A 20,962-nucleotide genomic window follows, 5' to 3' on the forward strand; every position below is an offset into this window, starting at 1 on the left:
CAACCAGAAGTCTCAAAAAATAGTCGTCTTTCTGTTCTTGAAATAAAACAGCGCACTGATTGAAACGAACAATAAGGTGAAGTAATAAAAAAACGAAGAGAGTGAAGCCAAGAAATCGAGGTTCTGTTCAATTTCCTGGGTGGTGTAGTTCTGAGATACCAATTTATAGTAGTAAGCGTATAAAATACCGATCGAGCCGTATCCGAGGTTAAACATCAACCCCTTGAAGCTGAGAACAGTCGCTCTGTTGTGTGATTCGGTCTTTTTATTGAGGTGATAACTAATAAAAATGTTCATTGTCATGATGATAAAGATCAACACCAGTGCCGGAATTACCCCGTAGATCGACCACCCCAAACTGATCCAATAATAGGTCGCCATGGTCGCTAACCCCATGACCACAATAAAGGATTTTGGCGGCATGCTTTCCGCTAACTGACGACTTTGTCCCGCCAGTATGATTTTAAGTAGACTGATTCCAGCGCCGATAAACCCAAAATAGATAATAGGAATATTAATGGCGAGATAGTATTGGCTATTCATGGTCAGGAACATTCTCGAGGTATGTTCAAATAAGCTGTAGTAGAGCAATATGAAAAGCACATAGGGCGTAGCAAACACCCACTTAGCCGTATTGGCCGTTAATTTCAGACTGGCTATGGTTGTTGCCAATTTGGTTTGATCGGTTGGCAGTGTTTTTTTCTCTTCCCGCATGTTTATAGCTGAATAAATAGCGATCATCGCGACGAATAAGGTGGCATAAACGGGAATGCGCATCAGGTCTTGGGTGCTTTCTGGTTCTGCTAATCCGAGAATATGAAAAACGCTAGCCATAAAGTTTACATCGTACATAGCGGCTCCTACTAGCGTGACAAAGATACCCACACTTGAAGCAACGCGAAGTTGGATTTGCAAGACTCGCGGCCACAACTCTTCTTTTCCTTGCTCTTTTAAGGTGTCATAAGCTAACGCTTCATCCGCACCGCTTGCTAACGCCATCGCTAATCCACTTAATATTCGGTTGATCAAAAACACGATGAATACCAAGTTTGGGTTACCAGTAGGCACAGCGGCGATCATGGCTATTTCAATAAACATGACAATGGACGATAGCACCACGAGCTTTTTTCGCCCTAAGGTGTCGGCAAATGCGCCTGATGGGACTTCAGCAAGAACAATGGTGCCAGCCCAAACCACGTTAAGCATGGCAAATTGAGATAGAGTTAAACCGTAATCCAAATAGAGTAAGGTGAACACTGGGTAATAAAAACGCGCAAAGTAACTGCTTCGAAACATTAAGAAGTAGCGGACATTATCTATTTTAAGGATCTCTTTGAGCGTCATGAATTCTCTTCATTTGGGGCAATACATTCATTATGTATATACCCTGCAGTCTTTTAAATCATGGTATTGTCGCAAAAACTCTTAAGTTTTTGTTTAGGTTCTACCTTGTTATAGGTACACATCGGTTGATTTCTTCCAGTCAACAACGCTGAAATACGAATTTGATAAATATTAAAGAGAGCAATACGGCTATTTCAACTTGAAGTGATCTTTATACTTGGCTGGAATTAAAAATTGTAACAACAGAATAACCCAGACCCGAAAATCGTTTTTCTCACCTTGTTTATCGATATAATGCTCAGCGATGTAATATTATCTTTATAAAACAGGGGATTAAGATGGACCTTACTGTATTTGCAGTGCTAATCATGGGATCAGCTAGTATTGTCGCAATCATCGTAGGCTTATACCTAGGGCTCTCACGAGCAGCAAGCTAACCAGGCATAAAGTCGCTCTATTATGAGCGACTTTTTTCTTACAGACACACTTTGAAGCGAATGAAACACAATGGATCTTGCACGCTAGATCGATATGCTCATCCCCCTTCTGTTTAAATAGGCGTTAGCTGTCATTGAGTCATCATGTGATCGCCCCGTCATCTTCTTTTATTGTGAAAGATTTCGCTTTTTAGGATCATCACTTAAGTACTCGACAAACTCAATTTCAAAACCAGCTGGGTCAACGAAATAGACATTTTTTCGGTAAGGTTCAACAGCTCCATCTTTTGCGATTGGGAAACCCGCTTGAGTCAAACGCTCTATTACCGCTTCGATGTTATTGGTCTCATAAGCAAAGTGTGCAAGGCCAATTTGGTGCCCTGATAAGTTTCGATTTTCTCCTTCACCATGATCGCTCATTGCTATGTACTGGTACTCATCACCAAAGTGAAGCCAATTGCGAGGTTTACCGTACCACTCACCTTGCCCTTCATCGCGCACTGTCCAATGAGGAAATACCGCTCTATAGAACTTCAGCATTTGAGGAATATCTTTAACGACTAAGTTTATATGTTCTAATTTAATCATACGTCTCTCTTTAAGGTTTCTTTTGAGTCAATAGGAACAGCATAAAACCTTAAGTTAGGTTGAGGTAAAGCGCTTTTTTGACCTATTTTTAATTAATAATAATGGCGTATTGCTTTTTGCCTTATTAAAAAGAGTAGCCTAGTTCTTAGCTAGGCCATTTTTTCAGGAAAGAAGGTGAATAGGTCGCCAATCAAATGTTACTGGCTGGTGACAAAGGGAGCCTTGTTTTTCATAAAATGGTTTTGCTCGAAAGTTTGAGCAACCCACAGTTAGCGAATGCCCATGTACGCGTAATATATATGATTAACGAATGCCAGGAAGTGTTAGAAGTTCTTGCTGTTTGTTTAAAATAAACTCGATAAACGTCGACAACTTTTTCGATCGCGTTCTCGATTCATGAAATACAAGATAAAAGCTGATCCCATCTGGCCAGAGCGCTTCGCATATCGGTACAATTTCTCCATTGCCTATGGCGGAATGCGCATCAAAATACGGGACATAGATCATTCCTAAGCCCGCTTTTGCGGCTCTTACTGCCTGCTTTGGAGACTCTAGTAACAATCCAGATTTCGGGAAGATGGCATGCTGTTTATTACCTTGCTTAACTAACCACGGAAACCCCTTGCCCTTCACACCAATATTCACCACCTCGTGTGTCTGTAACGACGCTAAATCTAGGGGCTCACCGTGTTCTTTCACCCACTTAGGAGAGGCATAGATACCGTACTGTAACCCAAACAAACGTCGCTGCTTCAGATCAGAGTCTGATAACGGCCCCTGACGAAATGCGATATCAATTCTATCTTCGTAGAAATCAAGGTTTTCGTTACTGCCAACCATTTCGATGTTGAGTCTTGGGTAGGTCGATTTAAATTCGATGACCCAGTCACTGAGTGGCCAATCAACAAATTGTAATGGGGCTGTGATACGCAACGTGCCTGAGACCTGCGATTGGTTGTCTTGCCAATCTTTTAATGATTGGTAACCCAATTCGAGCTGTTTGGTTAGAGCCAAATACTCCGTCCCAGACTGGGTTAGCTGCATGCTTCGCGTATTTCTAACCAGCAACGTTACCCCCAATTGACCTTCCAGGTTGGCGATACGTCGACTCACTGTGCTGGTCGGCACGCCTAATTCGAAAGCAGCTTTCGAAAAAGACCCCATTTTAACCACCGTCGAAAACCATAAGCTCGCTTCAAGATCCATATTTATCCCATTTATGATAAGCAGACACCCACTTTATCCTACTAATAACATTAATCAATACCACTTATGATTGATACCTCATTCACAAGGAGTCTTATTATGTTTAAAACAACTGCTGTAATTGGTGCTACTGGCATGCTGGGTTTACCTGTCGCAAAACAACTCGCTCATGAGGGCTATACTGTTCGCATCATTTCTAGAGATTCATCGAAAGCTCGTAAGATGTTTCAAGGGCCGCAATTTGAATTTGTCGAAGCCAACTTATTTAACCAAGAGAGCTTAACTGCCGCATTGAAGGATGTAGAAGCTATTCACATCAACCTCAGTGGGAACAGTCCTGAGACTTATCTCCAAAATCACATTGAGGGAACACAACACATTCTTGACGCTGTCGATACATCGACCATCCAACTAATCACCATGATTTCAACCGCGACGGCGTATGAAAAAAATAGCTTCAGAATCGATACACAGGCAAAACTAGAAGCAGAAAACCTGCTAAAGAACAGCGGTATACCTTACATGGCCTATTTGCCAAGTTGGTTTTTCGAGACCCTGAACTTATTGGTTGACCAAGAAACAGTAACCACGATGTGTGAGTCAACGAAACCGCTGCGATGGATCAGCGCTGGTGATTATGCCAAGGCTGTCGTGCAAAGTTATAAGCTGCCAGAGCTATACAATAAGCGACTAACTCTACTAGGACCGGAAAGCCTGACCATCACCGAAGCTGCAGATTTCTTCGCAAAAGAAAAAAAACTAGCCAGATATCACATGACAGAGAGTGAGGCTTGGGAGTACGCCAAAGAATTGGGTGATGACACGCTACTGGATGCGGTCGATTTATTGTCATACACCGAGAAAGTGGGAGAAGAGCCAGACCCTATCACTTTAGACCACCCACTTACGGCTTCAACACGTCTATCCGATTGGTTAAAGGCAAACTAAATGCTGGTTGCACAATAGGGCTCCCATGTATTGGGAGTCTTTATTGTTTATCATAATTAATACGGCTACTGCTCCGATTTAATACGAAGTCATCAAGGTAAGTTAGACAGTATGAGCTGACTCGATTTTGTCTATTTCCCTACAACTACAACTACAACTACAACTACAACTACAACTACAATCGTAATGGATAATCAAAAAGGCGGTAATGATGATTTCTTTGCGGTGAAGATTGACCTATGGTCTACTATTAAGTCACGAACGATCAATGAGTTAATTATGGATCCATTAACGCAAGGTGTGTTGGGTGCTTCTTTGTCACAATCAGCGAGCAAAAAACAACACTTGGTTGTCGCTGGAGTGTTTGGGCTACTCGCTGGAATGGCACCGGATTTGGATGTATTCATTCGGTCACAAAGCGATCCGTTACTGTTTTTGGAGTTCCATCGACAATTTACTCATTCACTTTTATTTATCCCTATTGGAAGTGTCATTTGCGCTCTGGCTTTGCATCATCTGTTCGGAAAGCAGCGTGGGCTTTCGTTTAAGCAAAGTTGGTTTTATTGCGCTTTGGGCTATAGCACTCATGCGTTGTTGGATTCCTGCACAACGTATGGTACTCAGTTGTTTTGGCCTCTTACCAATGAGCGTTATGCTTGGAACACCATTTCTATTATCGATCCTGTTTTCACCCTCCCCATATTGGTACTACTGGTCTTTGCAACGCTGAAGCGAGCACCTTGGCTTGCACGGGTTGCGTTTCTTTGGGTTATGATTTATTTGACGTTAGGGATGGTGCAAAGGGACAGAGCTGAAACCGCTGGATGGGCATTAGCGAAAGAGCGGCAGCATGCACCGATTCGGTTAGAAGCAAAACCAAGTTTCGCTAATCTTTTGGTGTGGAAAGTGGTTTACGAAACCGAGGAAGACTACTACGTAGATGCCGTGAGAGTGGGCACATCAGTAAGACGATATCCCGGCGAATCCGTTGCTAAGCTAGACGTCAGCAGAGACTTTCCATGGCTCGACCCGAATTCGCAACAAGCGAAGGATATTGAACGTTTTCGCTGGTTCTCCAATGGGTATTTAGCGCAAGATCCAGCCGATGAGATGCGCATCATCGACGTGAGGTATTCAATGGTACCCAACCAGCTTAATGCGTTATGGAGCATCAGGCTATCAACAATCTCTAATATGGATGCGCACGTAGAGTACACAACACACCGAGACAATACTCCAGACTCCAGACAACTCTTTTTTAATATGCTGTTAGCAGCACCGATGGATTAAATTAGGTTTGGAAGTGCCTGACCAAGGTATAGATCGAGCAATGTAAATGTGGCATATCGAGTTTTTTAATGACTTAGCATTACACCAACTCTCATGGTAATGCCTATATTCGTAAACAAGACCAAACGGCTAACGTAGCGTTCGAGACCAGGTTAAAGGAATAATCAGCATTTGGTGATGGATGCGACGGGGTGAAAGTGTTCGGTGAAAACGCTTTCTTCTCAATTTTTAACTAACTCATTGAACCGCTTGAACAGAAAGTCTAAAAACAATCGAATCCGTTTTGGCTGATATTTCTTGCTGATATAGAGAACATTCAAGTTTGCGCTAGATACTGACGTTGATGCATTGAAATTCTTCATATAACCGTCGAGTACGGTGATCAGACGTTGGTTATTAATATCGGCTTGCACATCTAGGATCGATTTCAGTGCTATTCCTGCCCCTTCTAATGCCCAGCTTCTAATCACTTCACCATCATCTGAAAATCGCTTAGGGGTTACCGTGATGGATGTGTTCTTGTCTTTCTCCCTGAAGCGCCATGTCTTCAACTCTTGATCACTGCTTAGCATGACGAGGCAATCATGGTGAACCAAATCCTTTGGTGTTAATGGTACTCCATGCTTTGCTAGGTATTCCGGTGATGCACACAGTACTCGTTGGCTTGGTGCCAGTTGTCGAGAGATCAAGCTGCTATCAGCAAGTTCCCCATATCGAATCGCAATATCCACCCCAGACTCTGCAATATTGGATACTTGATCGCTCAAATAGAGATACGGCACAACATCTGGGTACTGTTCAGAGAACTCATTCACTATAGGAAGAATATATTGTTTACCGATATCCTTTGGTGCCCCGATTCTTATGGTGCCTTTTACCGCTTTGACATCATTCTGAATAAGATTTTCTACCTCACGGACATCCTCCAATATTTCAAGGCAGGCTTTATAATAGAGCTCGCCAGAATCGGTCAGTGAAACATGTCTTGTGCTTCGATTCAGTAGTTTCACACCATACCGTTCCTCTAAAGCCTGTAATCTTGCTGTGACCGTTGCCGGAGAAAGGCTTAGTTCACGCCCCGCAGCGGCTAATCCTTGGTGCTTCACAATACTCACGAACATAGCCATATCAGAAAACTTATCCACTCTGTCTCCTATTCTTCAATTTATCTGAATAATGTTTTCATATTTTAGCTAATTATTTAAATTTTGCGAATGAATATAATGGTGCTCATGGATGAAAAGCGACAAAGGGTAACTCAGTATGGTTGGCGAAACTTCAACGTTTGGTTCACGAAAATCAAACGGATGCAATGACGACTAGTACGCCCACCCGTCAATGAACAATGAACAATGAACATTAACCGAGCAGAATAAGAGCAATATCATGAGTAAATTATTCCAGAGAACAAACCTAAAAGAGCTAGGGTTAAAAAATCGCGTTGTCATGGCTCCCATGACTCGCGCTCGCACAAGTCAACCGGGCAACGTACCCAATGAAATGATGGCGACTTATTATCAACAACGCGCTGCCGCGGGTCTTATTATCTCAGAAGCGACTCAGATTTCTGACGACTCACAAGGGTACTCATTCACGCCCGGTGTTTATACCAATGAACAGGTGAAAGGTTGGCAAGCCGTCACGCAAGCAACCAAAGACCAAGGTGCAGCTATATTCTGCCAGTTATGGCACGTGGGCCGAGTTTCTCACCCAATCTTTCAGAAGGGAGAACGACCGATCGCGCCTACTGCTCTAGCGCCAGTTGAAACGAAGGTTTGGATTGCTGATGAACAAGGTAATGGCCGCATGGTTGATTGTGTTCAACCACGCGAGATGACGCAGGTGGATATCGACCGAGTCGTTCAAGACTTCGCTTACTCTGCCAAACGAGCTATCGACGCAGGGTTTGATGGCGTAGAGATCCATGGCGGTAATGGCTATCTTATCGATCAATTCCTTCGCACCAACTCAAACAAGCGCATGGATAGTTATGGAGGCACCCGAAGTAACCGTATCCGTTTTCTTCTTCAAGTGGTTGATGCCGTGATTGAAGCCATCGGGGCAGATAAAGTCGGGGTGCGCCTTGCCCCTTTCATCACATTTAAAGATATGGATTGCCCTGATATTGTTCCAACAATCCTTGAAGCATCAAAAGAACTGCAAATTCGTGATATTGCTTACATGCACTTATCAGAAGCTGATTGGGATGATGCACCAATGATACCTGAACGCTTTCGAATCGAACTGCGAGAGATCTTTACCAACACCATCATCGTCGCGGGCAGTTACACCCAAGAACGCGCTGAAGAAGTCCTAAACAAAGGCTACGCTGACCTGGTTGCCTTCGGACGTCCATTCGTCTCGAACCCCGATTTGGTGTCGCGTTTGAAGCATGGCCATAAACTCGCAGACCTAGATAATACGACTCTGTTTGGTGGGAATGCACATGGTTATATTGACTACCCAGCATTCAACGACATTTAATTCACGATTGGAGAGAAAACATGAAGCATATAAATGTGATTGCTATGGCAATAATTGCCTTGTTACCAATGGCTTCTCAAGCGCGGGATGTTCAGACTTACTTCGGCGTTAATTACGAGCGGGGTAATCTTAACGTCGGAGGCCATCATGCGAATGTTGGTGGCTTTAAATTTCTGTCTGCAAGTGAGCTAGGGTGGGGGAGTATTAAAGGTACGGCATCAACGCTTACCGGTGATGGTGCGGATTACGATAGTTACAGTCTTGGTGTCGAGAAGTCATGGAGTATTCAGCAATCTAACGTCTTTGTTTCGCCAGAAGCAGGGGTGACCTATGCCCAGTATAAAGATGATCAGTTAAAAGTATCGGACTTAGGTGCCTTGATAGGGGTGTCTTTAGGTTACAACATTAATAATCATTTTCAGATTGTCAGTAATTACAATCACTCATTCGGGATGAAATCTAACCAGATTAATATTGATGAAGACAGTCTGAGTGCCGGGCTAAATTATCGGTTCAACTGATGTTTAAAGCCTGCCATTGATTCCTTAACGAGCAAAACCATCACTTCGGAAACGTCTATCTTCGAGTCGACTTAATACTGACTCGAAGATAGACAGAAGTAGAAACCAAAAAGCATTAAAGTTGAGCAATTCCGTAGTCAAGCGCCCCAATGATCGCCGCGACTTGTGCGTGATTACACTCCTCGTCGGTCACTTTTTCACTATCAGGGTACACTTCTGTTGTGGTGCCGAATCGACAATTACTCAGCCCACCGCAAAGAGAAAGCGCTTTTAATGGGTAGTTAATCACGCCGTGCTGAACCACATCTGATCCAATAATCTGATTGTGTTCATCTGGCGGGGCGATATGAGTCACTTGCTTAACCGATTGAATCACCGCACGCTGAAATTCTTCCGCTGGGTTTTCTGTATCGCCAACGGTATAGAATCCATCGGGGATAGAGCCTTTGATGTAAGGCTGACCATCACGAGCCGCGAGGGCAGGGCGAAATTCGGTTTCATCGCTGTCGGTGGTTTCGTGAAGATCCACATGGATGTAAAGTTCACGATTTAGCCCTTTCACCAATGCCATCAGGTTAGCGGATTCTTCAGAGGGGGAATTTTCGTAAAAAGAACGGTTAGGATCGACAGCATTGGGGTTCCAGCGATTAATCGTTTCATAACCCCAAGGGCTGACACAAGGGGCGACAACAATATTGAAGTACTGGCTGTAAAAATCGGCTTGAGTTTCAACAAATTTCAACGCCCCATGAACACCACTGGTTTCGTAACCGTGAACGCCACCAGTGATCAGCACGGTGGGTTTGTTCTCATCCCACTGGCGAGTTTTGATGCAAAAGAGTGGGTATCGTTCTGGGTCATACGACAATGTGCCGTACTGTTCGACATCAAACTGCTTAGCTAAGGCTTGAATCTTCGGGATCACATCTTGGCTGTATTCGCGTTTTATGCTGGTTTGCTCTCGCCATTCTGTGCGTTCTTTGTCGCCCCATGGTTGGCCGGGAGTACCGATGTGATATGTAGATGAGCGGTTCATGACTTTACCTATTATTATTGGTTTTGAATGAGCTTATGACGACTAGGAAATGAGAGCAATCATTATTGACTAACAGTATGAATACGAAGCAATAGATAGGTGTTTTAATTGAATGCTTATTTACCTCTTTTATCTGCTTTTCTATCTGCCGTCTTTTTTTTCAACCTGTTTATTTACAACTCATAACAGTGCGTTTTTAATGACGTCCGTTAAGGTTGCCTCGGTTTGAGCGCCCACTAAAATTTGTTTTTGATTGATGATGAACGTCGGCACGGCGTTAATACCTGCCTCAACCCATTGTTGCTCAGTGACGGCAACGGCTTGTTTCCAGCTATCGTCATTGATCACCTGCTGGGCAACACCGGCATTGAGCCCAACCGACCGAGCAATGTTACATAGCGTCTCAGCGTCGTTAATATCGAGCTGCTGAGTAAAGTACGCGTTAAAGAGTGCCATTTTTAGGCTGTATTGCAGGCCAAACTGTGCCGACCACATTAGCAGTTGGTGAGCCTTGCGAGTGTTATAGATTTTCATGTCCTGAGAAAAGTTGAAGGTAAAGTGGAGATCTAAACCCAATTGATGAATCGACTGACGAGCACTTTCACTCGCGTCACTCGTGATCGCGTATTTTTCAAAGGTATATTGGTATAAGTCCATGCCTTCTTGTGGCATTGCTGGGTTTAGCTCAAACGGATGCCAATGAATTTCCAGGTGATCGCTTAATGCGAGACGGTCAAGCACGCGCTCTAGCCTTAGGTAGCCGATGACACACCAAGGACAAACAACATCTGAAACAATGTCGACACGCAATGCCATTACACTCTCCTTTTCATTCTCCTTTCAACTCTCACATAGAGTATAGAGGTGACGGCTCCATTTGCTTGAGTAAAAAGCGCCTTGAATGCTTAAAATTGATGGCGTTATTAGAATTGAGTAATCCTCACCTTTGCATCCAAACAGCGGCTAAAGGGTCATTGATACAGCAGGAAGGCTTCCTACGCCCCTTTGCTGATAAATGGGGATGAGCAAAAAGGGGGACGGTATTTCATGGAAACGCCTTTATAATGGGCTTATTGCAAGTTTACACTCATCATTTAAGGAATTGAATACGTATGGAAAACGTGAACTATGCGAACGTTATTTTACACGCATTTGATTGGCCATATGCACTAGTAAAAGAGCGCTCTGAAGCCATTGCCAAGGCCGGTTATAAATCGGTATTGATCTCACCACCGATGAAATCACTAAAGCAGCCTAACGGCACAAAATGGTGGCAGAGATACCAGCCTCAAGACTACCGAGTGATCGACAATCAGCTTGGAAATACTCACGACTTCATCGACATGCTTGAAAGCTTAGCCAAATACGATATCTACGTGTACGTCGATGTGGTGTTTAATCATATGGCAAATGAATCGTCTATCCGTAACGATTTACAATACCCTAGCAAAGAAGACTTAAAGCACTATCAAGACAACGCAGATGACTATCAAGCCCTTCGTTTATTTGGTGACTTATCTGAACCACTGTTTACACAAGATGATTTTATCGAAGCATTTGGAATCGAAGATTGGTTCGATAAATGGCAAGTACAAAATGGCCGTATCACCGGAGGCCCATCGGACCCTGGGTTGCCTACGTTAAGAGACAGTGAGCGTGTGATTGAGCTACAACGACAGTATTTGCAAGCGTTAAAAGACCTAGGGGTCAAAGGGTTTCGGATTGATGCGGCGAAACACATTACGCTAAAGCAACTTCAAAAGGTTTGGAGCGAAGATATGACGCAAGATGTGCATATCTTCGGTGAAATTATCACCGATGGCGGCGCGACGCGTGAAGAGTATGAACTGTTCTTAGAGCCATATTTAAAGGAAACACGACTTGGCGCGTATGACTTCCCACTGTTTCAGACGGTATTTGATGCACTGCAACCAAACGGAAGCTTGAAATCGTTGGTGGATCCGTATTGTTTTGGGCAAGCATTATCCAAGCGTCGAGCGATCACCTTTGCTATTACTCACGACATCCCCAATAACGATGTGTTTGAAAATTTAGTCATGACTGAAGAGAACGAATGGCTCGCTTACAGTTACATATTGGGGCGTGATGGCGGCGCACCGCTTATCTACAGTGATCTGGATACGAGCCAATTTAAAGACACCAATGGCGCTCCGCGCTGGCAAGATATCTGGAACGACCTGCGGATTATCAAACGTATTGGCTTTTATAATCGCATGCACGGTCTGCCAATGAAAAAAATCGAAGCCAGTGAAGATGTACTGATCTTTGGTCGTGGGGAAGAGGGCGTTGTGGTTCTTAACAAGTCGAAGCGAGCAAGCACGGTAGACATTTCAGTCGATGGAACATGGTGTGATTGGCTAACGGGGCAAATTATCGAGGCGCACAATAATCGTCTCACGCTCAAGGTAAAGCCTTGCAGCAGTATGATGCTCGTTAAGCACGCTTCTGAGTGAGCTCTGTTCTGAGTCAGTTCCCTTCTGAGTAAGTTCCCTTCTGAGTCAGTGCTATTTTGTGCCAACCTCGATCTAATAACGCGTTACAGTGGTTGGCCCAAAATGAGAGCCGCCACTTGATCGCACTCATTTTCACTTCCAGCGAAAAGCTGTTCCACGATGAGTGCCTTTTTTTGCCCTGAAAGAGAGCGTTTTTTCGCTTCTCTAATCAGCAGGGCTATCTGAACTTGTGCATCTAACGTTGTTGATTCCAGTGGTAGCCATGAGGAAATGGCACGGCTTAATTCATTGAGCTTTAACGCAGGGGTTAGATTGAGCGCTTCAAATTTAACCAGCGTTAATAGTGCTTGTAGATAGGCATCTTCTGGTGAGCGTTCATCTTGAGCAAGCTGATCTAATAGTGAAGCGAGCAACGTATCGGGTGTGATTTGCCCGGATTTCTTCGGGAATTTTAGATCCAAACGAGACGAAAAATCGATAGATTGAACACGACTGCATGGAAAAAAAGTGAGGCTGTTTAAGCAATCAAGTGGGATCCACATGGATTCTCCAGGCTTTACCGCGTATTCATTTTTTCCCAAACGGACCAGCATCATCCCTTCGAGCACACGAATTAAGCGATGCTTGATTACCTGTCTACGAGGGGTTGTGGTTAAGAAATCGTATTGGGCAATGTGATGTTGAACCGCGTAATGCATGGGTTAGGCCTCAGTGTTTGGGGGCGACAAGATTACCTTTTCTAGAAAAAAATGCCAATAGAACGCAAGGCTAATCACAAATATCTGGTCAGACCTTTTGGGTTCTGAGAACTCTATTGCTGATTACCAACGTAACTATGAGTAGAATAGGCGAGCTTTTTTTTATTACGTAGTAACTAATGACTTCAAATACTGATCCTTATCTAGACATTCGTCCTTACAATGACGAAGAAATTCCCGCGGCACTTGATCGTTTAATTCATGATGAAGAATTCATCAGCGCGATCCTTCAGCATCGTTTTTCCAATCATGCGCCTTGGTTTATGGCGGTCATGAGCCCTTTTGTTAAAGTGTATTTGAAATTCAAATGGAAAAAATTGAACAGCATTGAAGCCATTCAGAATGAGGTAAAGAAGTACCTGGTCAATACCCTCAAGACGACAACAAACGGTGTTACATTCAGTGGTTTGGATAAACTCGATAAACAGACCTCTTATTTGTTCGTATCGAACCACCGAGATATCGCGATGGATCCGGCGTTAGTCAACTATGGTCTCAATGAAAGTGGTCATAAAACAGTAAGAATTGCGATAGGTGATAACTTATTGAAAAAGCCGTGTGCAACGGAATTAATGCGTCTCAATAAGAGCTTTATCGTCAAGCGTTCTGCAAAAGGCCCACGTGAAATGATGAAGATGCTTGGCACACTTTCGGGGTACATCAAGCATTCTCTTGATTCGGGTAACTCGATTTGGATTGCACAGAAAGAAGGCCGAGCAAAAGACGGCAACGATTTCACCGATCCAGCGATTCTAAAAATGTTCCATGTTGAAGGTAGGAAGCAAAAAATCAGTTTTGGCGACTACGCTAAATCACTCAGAATCGTGCCAGTTTCGATCTCTTACGAGAACGACCCATGTGACATTGCTAAAGCCCGTGAGCTATACGCAAAAGCGACTCATGGAGAGTATGAGAAAGGCGAGTTTGAAGATATTGAAAGTATCATTCAAGGCATTGTTGGTGACAAAGGGAAGGTTCATGTGGCGTTTGGTGATGTCATCACTCAATCGTACGAAACACCCGATGAACTTGCTGTTGAGTTAGATCGTCAAATTCACGAGAATTACAAACTGTTTCCAATTAATACATTAGCGGCAGATATGGGTGCCGATGTTGGACCGGAAACGCGAAAAAGTTTGCAGGAAAAGCTTGAACAATTGCCTCTCGATGCGCACAAATACTTGCTTGATAGCTACGCAAATCCCGTGCATAACCAGATCTAAATTGAAACCGAACGTCGATTGAAAAGAGATGCCATCGCGCATCTCTTTTTGTATCAAGTGAGTTTGTCCGGCGTTTCAATGGCAGCGATAAGAGCAGCATGAAACTGTCAATTCTTTACCCTAAAAAACACCAAACTATAGCCCTTATCTCGTATCCCGTATTGCTCAATCATTAGGGTTTAACGAATATTGGGGTTTAACGAATATTAAGGTTTTATGATTAGCAGGTTTTAACGAGCCACCGCGCCACCAAGCGTAAGATTAGAAGGCCATTGAGTGATGGTATTGCCACCAAGGTAGATATTGCCATTCACCGTCATCGTATCTGGAAACGTAGTGATGGCGGATCCGCCAATAAACAAACTGCCTTCAACAACAATCCCTTCAGGTAACTGCTCTAATGGGGTTCTTATCACGCTTAAATCCCCTTTAACCCTCATTCTAGGCGGCAAGGTCGCGACTAGGGTATCGGTTAGGTTGATGTAGCCGCCCACTTTAACGCCGCCGGGCCAACGAGTGAGCTTTGCGCCAAGTAAGTTTGCGTAACCTTTAATCGTGGTTCCTTTCTGAATCCTACTTAACTCGCAGTTGGTGGCTTCAAGGCTCCCATTGATCGCTAAACCATTTGGCAGCTTTTTGATTGATGTTTTGGAAATGTTCAGGTTCCCTTTTACTACAAGGCCATCAGGGAGTGAGGTATAGGGTTTATTGCGCAGATCTAGATTGCCGTAGTTATCTAAGTGATTCAGAATTTTGTAATGATCAAGCGGCTCACCAGAGGTGATAGGAGACAAAAACAACAGCAGTACCAAAAAGAAAACAGCTTTCATGCAGAAGGGCCAAGCGTAACGGATTCAATCGTCAGTATCGTTAGGATAGCTCAACGATTCAATGGTTACTCCAAAAAACTGTGATACTTACTCGGACAAGTGGGTAAGAAAGCTTAAGGCCAGAAGAGCGGAAATCAATATGGGAATGAATAGAAGATGAGTAGAAAGCCACCCTCTAAGTCGTAGGGTGACTCTCATTTAGTGACGCATTAGCGTCGCAGAGAGCGAGTCTTCAATTCAAAAATCAGCTTTTCTGCACTGACTTCAAATTGAAAGCGCACAACGGCTTCTTTTGATGTGTCAGTGATGTCTGATATTTCATATTCAACCTTTGCACACACTTCTTTTGCGAGCGCTAGGTACTTATCTAGCTCGACTTTAAGTTGAGAGGCATCGTTAGAATAGATCGTGACTTCAGAAACATCATCTCCTTCTTTAATGATGAAACCAATCTCACCCGCACTGCCGCAAGCTTCACATACTTCATTATTGAATTTATCAATGCTCATCACATATTCTCCTAAGTAAACTCACGACATACTACCTATCAATTTGATCTCTATCCACAAAAAAAGAATGGACTTTAGCAATTCAGAAACCGAATGTTATACTGTTTTTGTGGTGTGTATAATCCAAAAATAATGAACAAAGCCCCTTGAAGTGTGAGGTGAGTCGAATAAATACGCAAACGAACAGCAAAAACACACCGGAACCTTTAAGCCTGAGTTGTCTATTGATTGGATATGTAACATCATTCCGGTCAATGAGTTGTTGGCAATGCATATCAATACGATTTGCTCATTTATATCCCTAACTTTGGTTATGGTAAGCAATTGGGATGATGCAACCCGACAACGATCCGATATTTATAGCTGAACCTACTTAAGCTCAAGGCTGAGCTAAGTAGTTAACAGAGAGAAGATTCTAACCATGCCAAAGCGTAGCAAAGAAGATACTGAAATTACTATCCAAAAAATTATGGATGCAGTTGTAGATCAGTTATTAACACTCGGTTATGACAAGATGTCGTACACCACGTTAAGCCAGCAAACTGGAGTATCTCGCACAGGTATTAGCCACCATTTCCCTAAAAAAACCGACTTTACCGCTGCGCTAGATGGCCGCATTTTTAAGATTTTTGTCGAGCATCTCGATTTTACTGGCGACCTATCTCTGTTTTCAGAGAGTTGGATTTCGGCCCTAAATAACAAAGAGTTTATCGCCATACTCAGACTGCTTTTCCATCATATTGTGACCGCTGAGCGTGCTCACGAATTTGCTGATCATGGCATCACTCGTTTGTATAAAGTAACAGAAGAACATTTTGGTGAAGCCAGTGGTCGAGAAATCGAATGGCTTGTCGGAAAGTCCTTGATTAGAATGGCTCGATAACACCCGCTACACTCTTTCTCTATTCAGAAAAGCATCCTCAGCGTAGGGTGCTTTTTTTATGACGTTTATTGTTAAATCCTGATTGAGCACACCGGTTTTGTGAGTGTTTTTTGTACCGAATTGATAGTTTAATCAACGAAAAGAACGAAATACGCTTATTCGGGCGGCAATGCGGTAACTATCTGTTACACTCTAATTAAATGATGGTTATAAACTAGTAGGTGAACGCATGTCTTACCCCGTTCTCATCTGTGATGATTCTGCTTTGGCTCGAAAACAGATGGCTCGTTCTCTCCCTGCATCACTTAATGCTGATATTACTTTTGCCGTTCATGGGCTGGATGCTTTAGAAAAGCTTGAGCAAAATGAATATAAGCTGATGTTTCTCGATCTCACCATGCCTGAGTTAGATGGCTTCGGCACATTAGAAGAAATACAAAAGCGCGGTTACGACATTCCAGTTGTCGTTGTTTCGGGGGATATTCAGCCTAAAGCCAAAGAGCGAGTGATGGCTTTTGGTGCGAAAGATTTCATTCAGAAACCGATCGATAAAAAGCTGCTTAACGAGGCGTTAAAAACACTGGTCGCCCCTCGTGTCCAGCCTCAAATCATCACGCCTGTGTCTCTTGAACTGCCGATTTTACGTCGCCGAGACATCTACATGGAAGTGGCTAACGTCTCCATTGGCCGGGCGGCTGATGCGTTGGCGCGACACTTCGATGTGTTTGTCCATTTGCCTCTCCCTAATGTCAATATTCTTGAACTTAGTGAACTTCATATGGCACTTCGCGACCTCGCTGATAATGACCAAGTTTCTGGAGTGTGTCAGGGGTTTAGTGGTGAAGGAATTGCAGGCGAGGCCTTGGTTTTACTCAGTGACTCCAGTGTTGAAGACCTGAAAAAGCTGATGAAAGTACCTGCCGACAGTGAAGAGCTCGAAGAGTTAGAGCTATTGATGGATGTCTCTAATATATTGGTGGGGTCATTTCTAAACGGGTTAGGGGAGCAGTCAGAAGTTCGTTTCTTCCAAAGCTCTCCGGTGTTACTTGGCCAGCACATCTCTATTGATTCTGTCATTAATTCGACCAGCGGCTCGTTTACCAAAACCATGACCTTTGAAGTCAGTTATAGCATTGATGGCACGTCTATTCGTTGTGATCTCCTGTTTATGTTTGTGGATGAATCCTTGCCGCTACTGGACAATAAACTAGCCTACCTAATGGAGGACTTTTAATGCTGAATCTTCCTGCAGAGTTTGAACAATTCCACTGGATGGTGGACATGGTGCAAAACGTCGATATGGGGCTCATTGTTATTGATCGCGATTATAACGTCCAAGTTTGGAACGGATTTATGACGCATCATAGCGGTACTCAAGGTCATGACGCCATCGGAAAATCACTGTTTGAGCTGTTTCCTGAAATACCCGAAGAATGGTTTCGCCTGAAAACCAAGCCTGTGTACGATCTTGGTTGCAGAAGCTTTATCACCTGGCAACAGCGGCCTTATCTGTTTCACTGCCGAAATGTTCGTCCTGTTACGCAGCAGTCTCCGTTTATGTACCAAAACGTCACGCTCAACCCCATGCGTTCACCGACAGGTCAGATAAAGTCGATGTTTTTGTCTATTCAAGATGCTACGACGGAAGCCTTAGCCTCCCTGGAAGCGAGAAGTGACAAGTAGCAAGTAACAAGTGGCAAGTAATGACATGGCACGACGTCGAGTTGCCGTTTTCTGAACGATGGATGGCTGTAGCAATAAGCGCTCCTAGGTGAAGATCCTAAGTGCAGATATAGAGCAAAAGGAAAATTATGCGGGTAATAACCCGCGTGATTGACTGATAGTTAAACAAAGTCGATGAAAAAACAGACAGACAAAGAGTGCGTTACTTCACGGAATGAACCTGAGGAGCGTATAGAATCGTTGGATGTGTGAAAATACAGGTACAAAAAAACCGCAGTAGTTGGGTTGATTTTAATGTAAGCTATTGAAATTTAAAAACATAGATAAAGCGGGTGATGAGTCTGATTTGCGTGGGTGCTTTCCTACGTAAGGTAACACAAAAAAAATTGATTTATCAGACTTGCAGGAAAAAAATCGCAGCCTATAATGCTGAAAACCGGAGCGTCTGCCAACGCTCCGGTTTTTTTGTGTCCGAAGAAAGGTAAACCGTCTGCCAACGAGTTACCAACGCACTATGCTTTGTGATGACTGTACCAAGTTAAGCAAGCTAGACGCCCACTGGAACATGTATTCACAAATCAAGGAATTTACACAATGCGTATCGAACAAGAACTTAAGTTAGGCTTTAAAGATGTACTGTTTCGCCCTAAGCGTTCAACACTAAAAAGTCGTTCTCAAGTAAATTTAACCCGCGAGTTTACATTCAAGCATAGCGGTCGTCAATGGTCGGGCACCCCAGTTATTGCTGCCAATATGGATTCAGTGGGCAGTTTCGAAATGGCAACCGAGCTTGCTAAGCACGGCGTAATGACGGCAATGCACAAGCATTACAGCGTTGAGCAATGGGCGGAGTTTGTAAAAGGTGCTGATAAAGAAACGCTAAATAAAGTATTTGTCTCTACAGGTACCTCTGACCGTGAATTTGAAAAGACAAAAGAGATCTTAGCATTAAGCGAAGACCTAGAGTTTATTTGTATTGATATCGCAAACGGTTACTCGGAGCACTTAGTCGAGTATGTAGAGCGCGTGCGTGCTGAATTCCCAACAAAGACTATTTCTGCGGGTAACGTTGTTACCGGTGATATGTGTGAAGAGCTTATCCTAGCGGGCGCAGACATTGTGAAAGTGGGCATTGGCCCAGGTTCTGTATGTACGACACGTGTTAAAACTGGCGTTGGCTACCCGCAACTGTCGGCCATCATCGAGTGTGCTGACGCAGCCCACGGCCTAGGCGGTATGATCATTGGAGACGGTGGCTGTGCCTGTGCTGGAGACGTAGCTAAAGCATTCGGTGGCGGCGCCGATTTCGTTATGCTTGGCGGTATGTTAGCCGGCCACGAACAGTCTGGCGGTGAAGTGATCGAAAAAGACGGTAAAACGTACATGAAGTTCTACGGCATGTCTTCTCAGTCGGCTATGTCTAAGCACTCTGGTGGTGTTGCTAACTACCGTGCAGCGGAAGGAAAAACCGTGCTATTACCATTCCGTGGTGACGTAAACGACACTATCAATGACATCCTTGGTGGCGTACGTTCAACTTGTACATACGTAGGCGCAGCAAAGCTTAAAGAGCTAACGAAACGCACCACGTTCATCCGCGTTCAAGAGCAAGAGAACAACGTTTTCGGTAAAGAATAAGCGATTAATCGTTAAGGGACTTTTAGTTTCAAAGAGCCACTATTGATAGTGGCTCTTTTTGTTTGTGATAAACCGTATACTGGCAGTAAATGGATGTGTTTTTACACGTACACGGTGTATTAAAAGGCCATATTTGGTTCTTTTGAGTTCGCGATTAGAGGGCCGTCATTGCTATATCGTATAGCTTGTTTTTGCTCCAAAATGGGTTGCACCTAGAAGTTCGAACAACGTTGCTCAGGTAACTTTGATATGCAAAAAGTAATGAGTAGCAAAAGGCAAGACCTGACCCCTTTCGCAGACTTGACCCCTTTCGCAGACTTCTATCGATCCCGCAACATGACACCAGTAACCGCCTTTCACTCGTTTCATCAGTAATATTTTTGGAACGCCGTTTATGTTTGAGATGGCTACGCCGGAAACGATGGCAGTGCTAAGAGGTATCATTATGTCTTTCCTTTGGTTAATGCTGTTATTTGGGTTGAATGCGCATGGATTATCAGTTCTGGAAATTGCCGCTGTCTATTTGATGAGTTTAAGGATCGTTTTAAATTCGCTGGCACGGCAGTCTTTAACGAGTTCATACAGGCACATTTCAATGCCGGTGGTTTCGATGCCATTCGCTGCCAGCCGATTTAACGCCAGCTGCTTGTTCTCTTCCGTTCGTGATGACACGCAATCGCCCACAACCTGTACCGTCAAGCCTCGGTGCTTTAGTGCCATTGCCGTTTGGAAAACGCAGATGTGAGTTTCAATACCGCAGACTAAGAATTGCCTGACGCCGCTATTTTCAATCGACTCGATAAAAGAAGGTTCGTCGCAGGCGCTAAAAGTGAACTTGGCCAACGGTGTTTGGGGGGCGAGTAGTGAACTTAGCGTACCAACCGTTGAGCCCAGTTTTTCTGGGTTTTGCTCTACCCAAATGATAGGGAGGTCAAGAGATTGAGCGCCAAGAATAAGCTTTCTGCAGTTCTCTATCATGATATCGCTATCATGAACGGACTTGGCAAGTTTACCTTGAATGTCGACGACGATTAAGCCGGTGTTTTCCCGTTGCAACATGTGGCCTCCGTGCGGTGTTGTGCTGATTTGTATTCACGTTGTATTACCGTT

At 43.8% G+C, this 20,962-nt stretch carries 20 protein-coding genes and 1 pseudogene; 10 read left to right on the top strand and 11 right to left on the bottom strand.

What is annotated here, in order from left to right; translation table 11 throughout:
- Positions 1-12 precede the first annotated feature (12 nt).
- From QF117_RS03145 to QF117_RS03155, 3 genes are all read right to left on the bottom strand, one after another.
- Positions 13-1,344, bottom strand: coding sequence for an MFS transporter (locus tag QF117_RS03145; RefSeq protein ID WP_282384587.1), 1,332 nt, complete (start codon positions 1,342-1,344; stop codon positions 13-15).
- A gap of 605 nt (positions 1,345-1,949) precedes the next feature.
- Complete coding sequence (locus QF117_RS03150; RefSeq protein ID WP_282384588.1) at positions 1,950-2,369, bottom strand: VOC family protein; 420 nt, start codon at positions 2,367-2,369, stop codon at positions 1,950-1,952.
- A gap of 303 nt (positions 2,370-2,672) precedes the next feature.
- A complete protein-coding gene (locus QF117_RS03155) occupies positions 2,673-3,575 on the bottom strand; it encodes a LysR family transcriptional regulator (protein WP_282384589.1) in 903 nt (300 codons plus the stop codon).
- 99 nt (positions 3,576-3,674) lie between these two features.
- On the opposite strand from QF117_RS03155, the gene QF117_RS03160 reads away from it, so the two are divergent.
- Positions 3,675-4,523, top strand: coding sequence for an NAD(P)H-binding protein (locus QF117_RS03160; protein WP_282384590.1), 849 nt, complete (start codon positions 3,675-3,677; stop codon positions 4,521-4,523).
- Positions 4,524-4,802: 279 nt separating this feature from the next.
- Complete coding sequence (locus QF117_RS03165; RefSeq protein WP_282384591.1) at positions 4,803-5,813, top strand: metal-dependent hydrolase; 1,011 nt, start codon at positions 4,803-4,805, stop codon at positions 5,811-5,813.
- A gap of 221 nt (positions 5,814-6,034) precedes the next feature.
- Here the strand turns inward: QF117_RS03165 and QF117_RS03170 are convergent, their stop codons facing one another.
- Positions 6,035-6,958 carry a LysR family transcriptional regulator gene (locus tag QF117_RS03170; RefSeq protein WP_282384592.1) on the bottom strand — a complete coding sequence of 308 codons (924 nt, stop codon included), beginning with the start codon at positions 6,956-6,958 and terminating at the stop codon, positions 6,035-6,037.
- A gap of 241 nt (positions 6,959-7,199) precedes the next feature.
- On the opposite strand from QF117_RS03170, the gene QF117_RS03175 reads away from it, so the two are divergent.
- On the top strand, positions 7,200-8,297 hold the full coding sequence (locus QF117_RS03175; protein WP_282384593.1) for an alkene reductase: 1,098 nt from the start codon (positions 7,200-7,202) through the stop codon (positions 8,295-8,297).
- Between the two features lie 20 nt (positions 8,298-8,317).
- Positions 8,318-8,818: a porin family protein gene (locus QF117_RS03180; RefSeq protein WP_282384595.1), complete on the top strand. Its 501-nt coding sequence runs from the start codon at positions 8,318-8,320 to the stop codon at positions 8,816-8,818.
- Positions 8,819-8,933: 115 nt separating this feature from the next.
- On the opposite strand, the gene QF117_RS03185 is transcribed toward QF117_RS03180, so the two are convergent.
- Complete coding sequence (locus tag QF117_RS03185) at positions 8,934-9,854, bottom strand: M14 family metallocarboxypeptidase (protein ID WP_282384597.1); 921 nt, start codon at positions 9,852-9,854, stop codon at positions 8,934-8,936.
- A gap of 180 nt (positions 9,855-10,034) precedes the next feature.
- The gene (locus QF117_RS03190) at positions 10,035-10,670 is read right to left on the bottom strand and encodes a DsbA family oxidoreductase (RefSeq protein ID WP_282384599.1); all 636 of its coding nucleotides are present in this window, start codon (positions 10,668-10,670) and stop codon (positions 10,035-10,037) included.
- Positions 10,671-10,966: 296 nt separating this feature from the next.
- Here QF117_RS03190 and QF117_RS03195 point away from each other — a divergent pair, with 296 nt between their 5' ends.
- On the top strand, positions 10,967-12,328 hold the full coding sequence (locus tag QF117_RS03195) for an alpha-amylase family glycosyl hydrolase (protein WP_282384601.1): 1,362 nt from the start codon (positions 10,967-10,969) through the stop codon (positions 12,326-12,328).
- 83 nt (positions 12,329-12,411) lie between these two features.
- Here QF117_RS03195 and QF117_RS03200 read toward each other — a convergent pair whose 3' ends face one another.
- Positions 12,412-13,026: a hypothetical protein gene (locus tag QF117_RS03200; protein ID WP_282384602.1), complete on the bottom strand. Its 615-nt coding sequence runs from the start codon at positions 13,024-13,026 to the stop codon at positions 12,412-12,414.
- Positions 13,027-13,205: 179 nt separating this feature from the next.
- On the opposite strand from QF117_RS03200, the gene QF117_RS03205 reads away from it, so the two are divergent.
- Complete coding sequence (locus QF117_RS03205; RefSeq protein WP_282384603.1) at positions 13,206-14,309, top strand: 1-acyl-sn-glycerol-3-phosphate acyltransferase; 1,104 nt, start codon at positions 13,206-13,208, stop codon at positions 14,307-14,309.
- A gap of 230 nt (positions 14,310-14,539) precedes the next feature.
- Here the strand turns inward: QF117_RS03205 and QF117_RS03210 are convergent, their stop codons facing one another.
- Positions 14,540-15,139: a hypothetical protein gene (locus QF117_RS03210; protein ID WP_282384604.1), complete on the bottom strand. Its 600-nt coding sequence runs from the start codon at positions 15,137-15,139 to the stop codon at positions 14,540-14,542.
- Between the two features lie 209 nt (positions 15,140-15,348).
- Positions 15,349-15,648: a DUF406 family protein gene (locus QF117_RS03215; protein ID WP_282384605.1), complete on the bottom strand. Its 300-nt coding sequence runs from the start codon at positions 15,646-15,648 to the stop codon at positions 15,349-15,351.
- A gap of 421 nt (positions 15,649-16,069) precedes the next feature.
- On the opposite strand from QF117_RS03215, the gene QF117_RS03220 reads away from it, so the two are divergent.
- From QF117_RS03220 to QF117_RS03235, 4 genes are all read left to right on the top strand, one after another.
- Positions 16,070-16,531 (top strand): TetR/AcrR family transcriptional regulator, encoded by a 462-nt coding sequence (locus QF117_RS03220; protein ID WP_282384606.1) that lies wholly within the window; start codon positions 16,070-16,072, stop codon positions 16,529-16,531.
- Positions 16,532-16,760: 229 nt separating this feature from the next.
- Positions 16,761-17,765 (top strand): response regulator, encoded by a 1,005-nt coding sequence (locus QF117_RS03225; protein ID WP_282384607.1) that lies wholly within the window; start codon positions 16,761-16,763, stop codon positions 17,763-17,765.
- Positions 17,765-18,214 carry a PAS domain-containing protein gene (locus QF117_RS03230; RefSeq protein ID WP_282384608.1) on the top strand — a complete coding sequence of 150 codons (450 nt, stop codon included), beginning with the start codon at positions 17,765-17,767 and terminating at the stop codon, positions 18,212-18,214. The genes QF117_RS03225 and QF117_RS03230 overlap by 1 nt, the downstream gene beginning before the upstream one ends.
- A gap of 594 nt (positions 18,215-18,808) precedes the next feature.
- Positions 18,809-19,852, top strand: a complete 1,044-nt coding sequence (locus QF117_RS03235; protein ID WP_282384609.1) for a GMP reductase — start codon at positions 18,809-18,811, stop codon at positions 19,850-19,852.
- A gap of 318 nt (positions 19,853-20,170) precedes the next feature.
- Here the strand turns inward: QF117_RS03235 and QF117_RS03240 are convergent.
- Positions 20,171-20,296: pseudogene (locus QF117_RS03240) on the bottom strand (DNA mismatch repair protein MutT); the annotation flags it as partial.
- A 75-nt stretch (positions 20,297-20,371) separates the two neighbouring features.
- A complete protein-coding gene (locus tag QF117_RS03245) occupies positions 20,372-20,911 on the bottom strand; it encodes a hydrolase (RefSeq protein ID WP_282384610.1) in 540 nt (179 codons plus the stop codon).
- Between the last annotated feature and the right edge of the window lie 51 nt (positions 20,912-20,962).

The organism is Vibrio sp. YMD68, assembly GCF_029958905.1.
GTDB lineage: Bacteria > Pseudomonadota > Gammaproteobacteria > Enterobacterales > Vibrionaceae > Vibrio.

Excerpts from the sequence above, each read along its gene's own strand:
- QF117_RS03145 (WP_282384587.1), bottom strand. The coding sequence starts at position 1,344 with ATGACGCTCAAAGAGATCCTTAAAATAGATAATGTCCGCTACTTCTTA.
- QF117_RS03150 (WP_282384588.1), bottom strand. The coding sequence starts at position 2,369 with ATGATTAAATTAGAACATATAAACTTAGTCGTTAAAGATATTCCTCAA.
- QF117_RS03155 (WP_282384589.1), bottom strand. The coding sequence starts at position 3,575 with ATGGATCTTGAAGCGAGCTTATGGTTTTCGACGGTGGTTAAAATGGGG.
- QF117_RS03160 (WP_282384590.1), top strand. The coding sequence starts at position 3,675 with ATGTTTAAAACAACTGCTGTAATTGGTGCTACTGGCATGCTGGGTTTA.
- QF117_RS03165 (WP_282384591.1), top strand. The coding sequence starts at position 4,803 with ATGGATCCATTAACGCAAGGTGTGTTGGGTGCTTCTTTGTCACAATCA.
- QF117_RS03175 (WP_282384593.1), top strand. The coding sequence starts at position 7,200 with ATGAGTAAATTATTCCAGAGAACAAACCTAAAAGAGCTAGGGTTAAAA.
- QF117_RS03180 (WP_282384595.1), top strand. The coding sequence starts at position 8,318 with ATGAAGCATATAAATGTGATTGCTATGGCAATAATTGCCTTGTTACCA.
- QF117_RS03185 (WP_282384597.1), bottom strand. The coding sequence starts at position 9,854 with ATGAACCGCTCATCTACATATCACATCGGTACTCCCGGCCAACCATGG.
- QF117_RS03190 (WP_282384599.1), bottom strand. The coding sequence starts at position 10,670 with ATGGCATTGCGTGTCGACATTGTTTCAGATGTTGTTTGTCCTTGGTGT.
- QF117_RS03195 (WP_282384601.1), top strand. The coding sequence starts at position 10,967 with ATGGAAAACGTGAACTATGCGAACGTTATTTTACACGCATTTGATTGG.
- QF117_RS03200 (WP_282384602.1), bottom strand. The coding sequence starts at position 13,026 with ATGCATTACGCGGTTCAACATCACATTGCCCAATACGATTTCTTAACC.
- QF117_RS03205 (WP_282384603.1), top strand. The coding sequence starts at position 13,206 with ATGACTTCAAATACTGATCCTTATCTAGACATTCGTCCTTACAATGAC.
- QF117_RS03210 (WP_282384604.1), bottom strand. The coding sequence starts at position 15,139 with ATGAAAGCTGTTTTCTTTTTGGTACTGCTGTTGTTTTTGTCTCCTATC.
- QF117_RS03215 (WP_282384605.1), bottom strand. The coding sequence starts at position 15,648 with ATGAGCATTGATAAATTCAATAATGAAGTATGTGAAGCTTGCGGCAGT.
- QF117_RS03220 (WP_282384606.1), top strand. The coding sequence starts at position 16,070 with ATGCCAAAGCGTAGCAAAGAAGATACTGAAATTACTATCCAAAAAATT.
- QF117_RS03225 (WP_282384607.1), top strand. The coding sequence starts at position 16,761 with ATGTCTTACCCCGTTCTCATCTGTGATGATTCTGCTTTGGCTCGAAAA.
- QF117_RS03230 (WP_282384608.1), top strand. The coding sequence starts at position 17,765 with ATGCTGAATCTTCCTGCAGAGTTTGAACAATTCCACTGGATGGTGGAC.
- QF117_RS03235 (WP_282384609.1), top strand. The coding sequence starts at position 18,809 with ATGCGTATCGAACAAGAACTTAAGTTAGGCTTTAAAGATGTACTGTTT.
- QF117_RS03245 (WP_282384610.1), bottom strand. The coding sequence starts at position 20,911 with ATGTTGCAACGGGAAAACACCGGCTTAATCGTCGTCGACATTCAAGGT.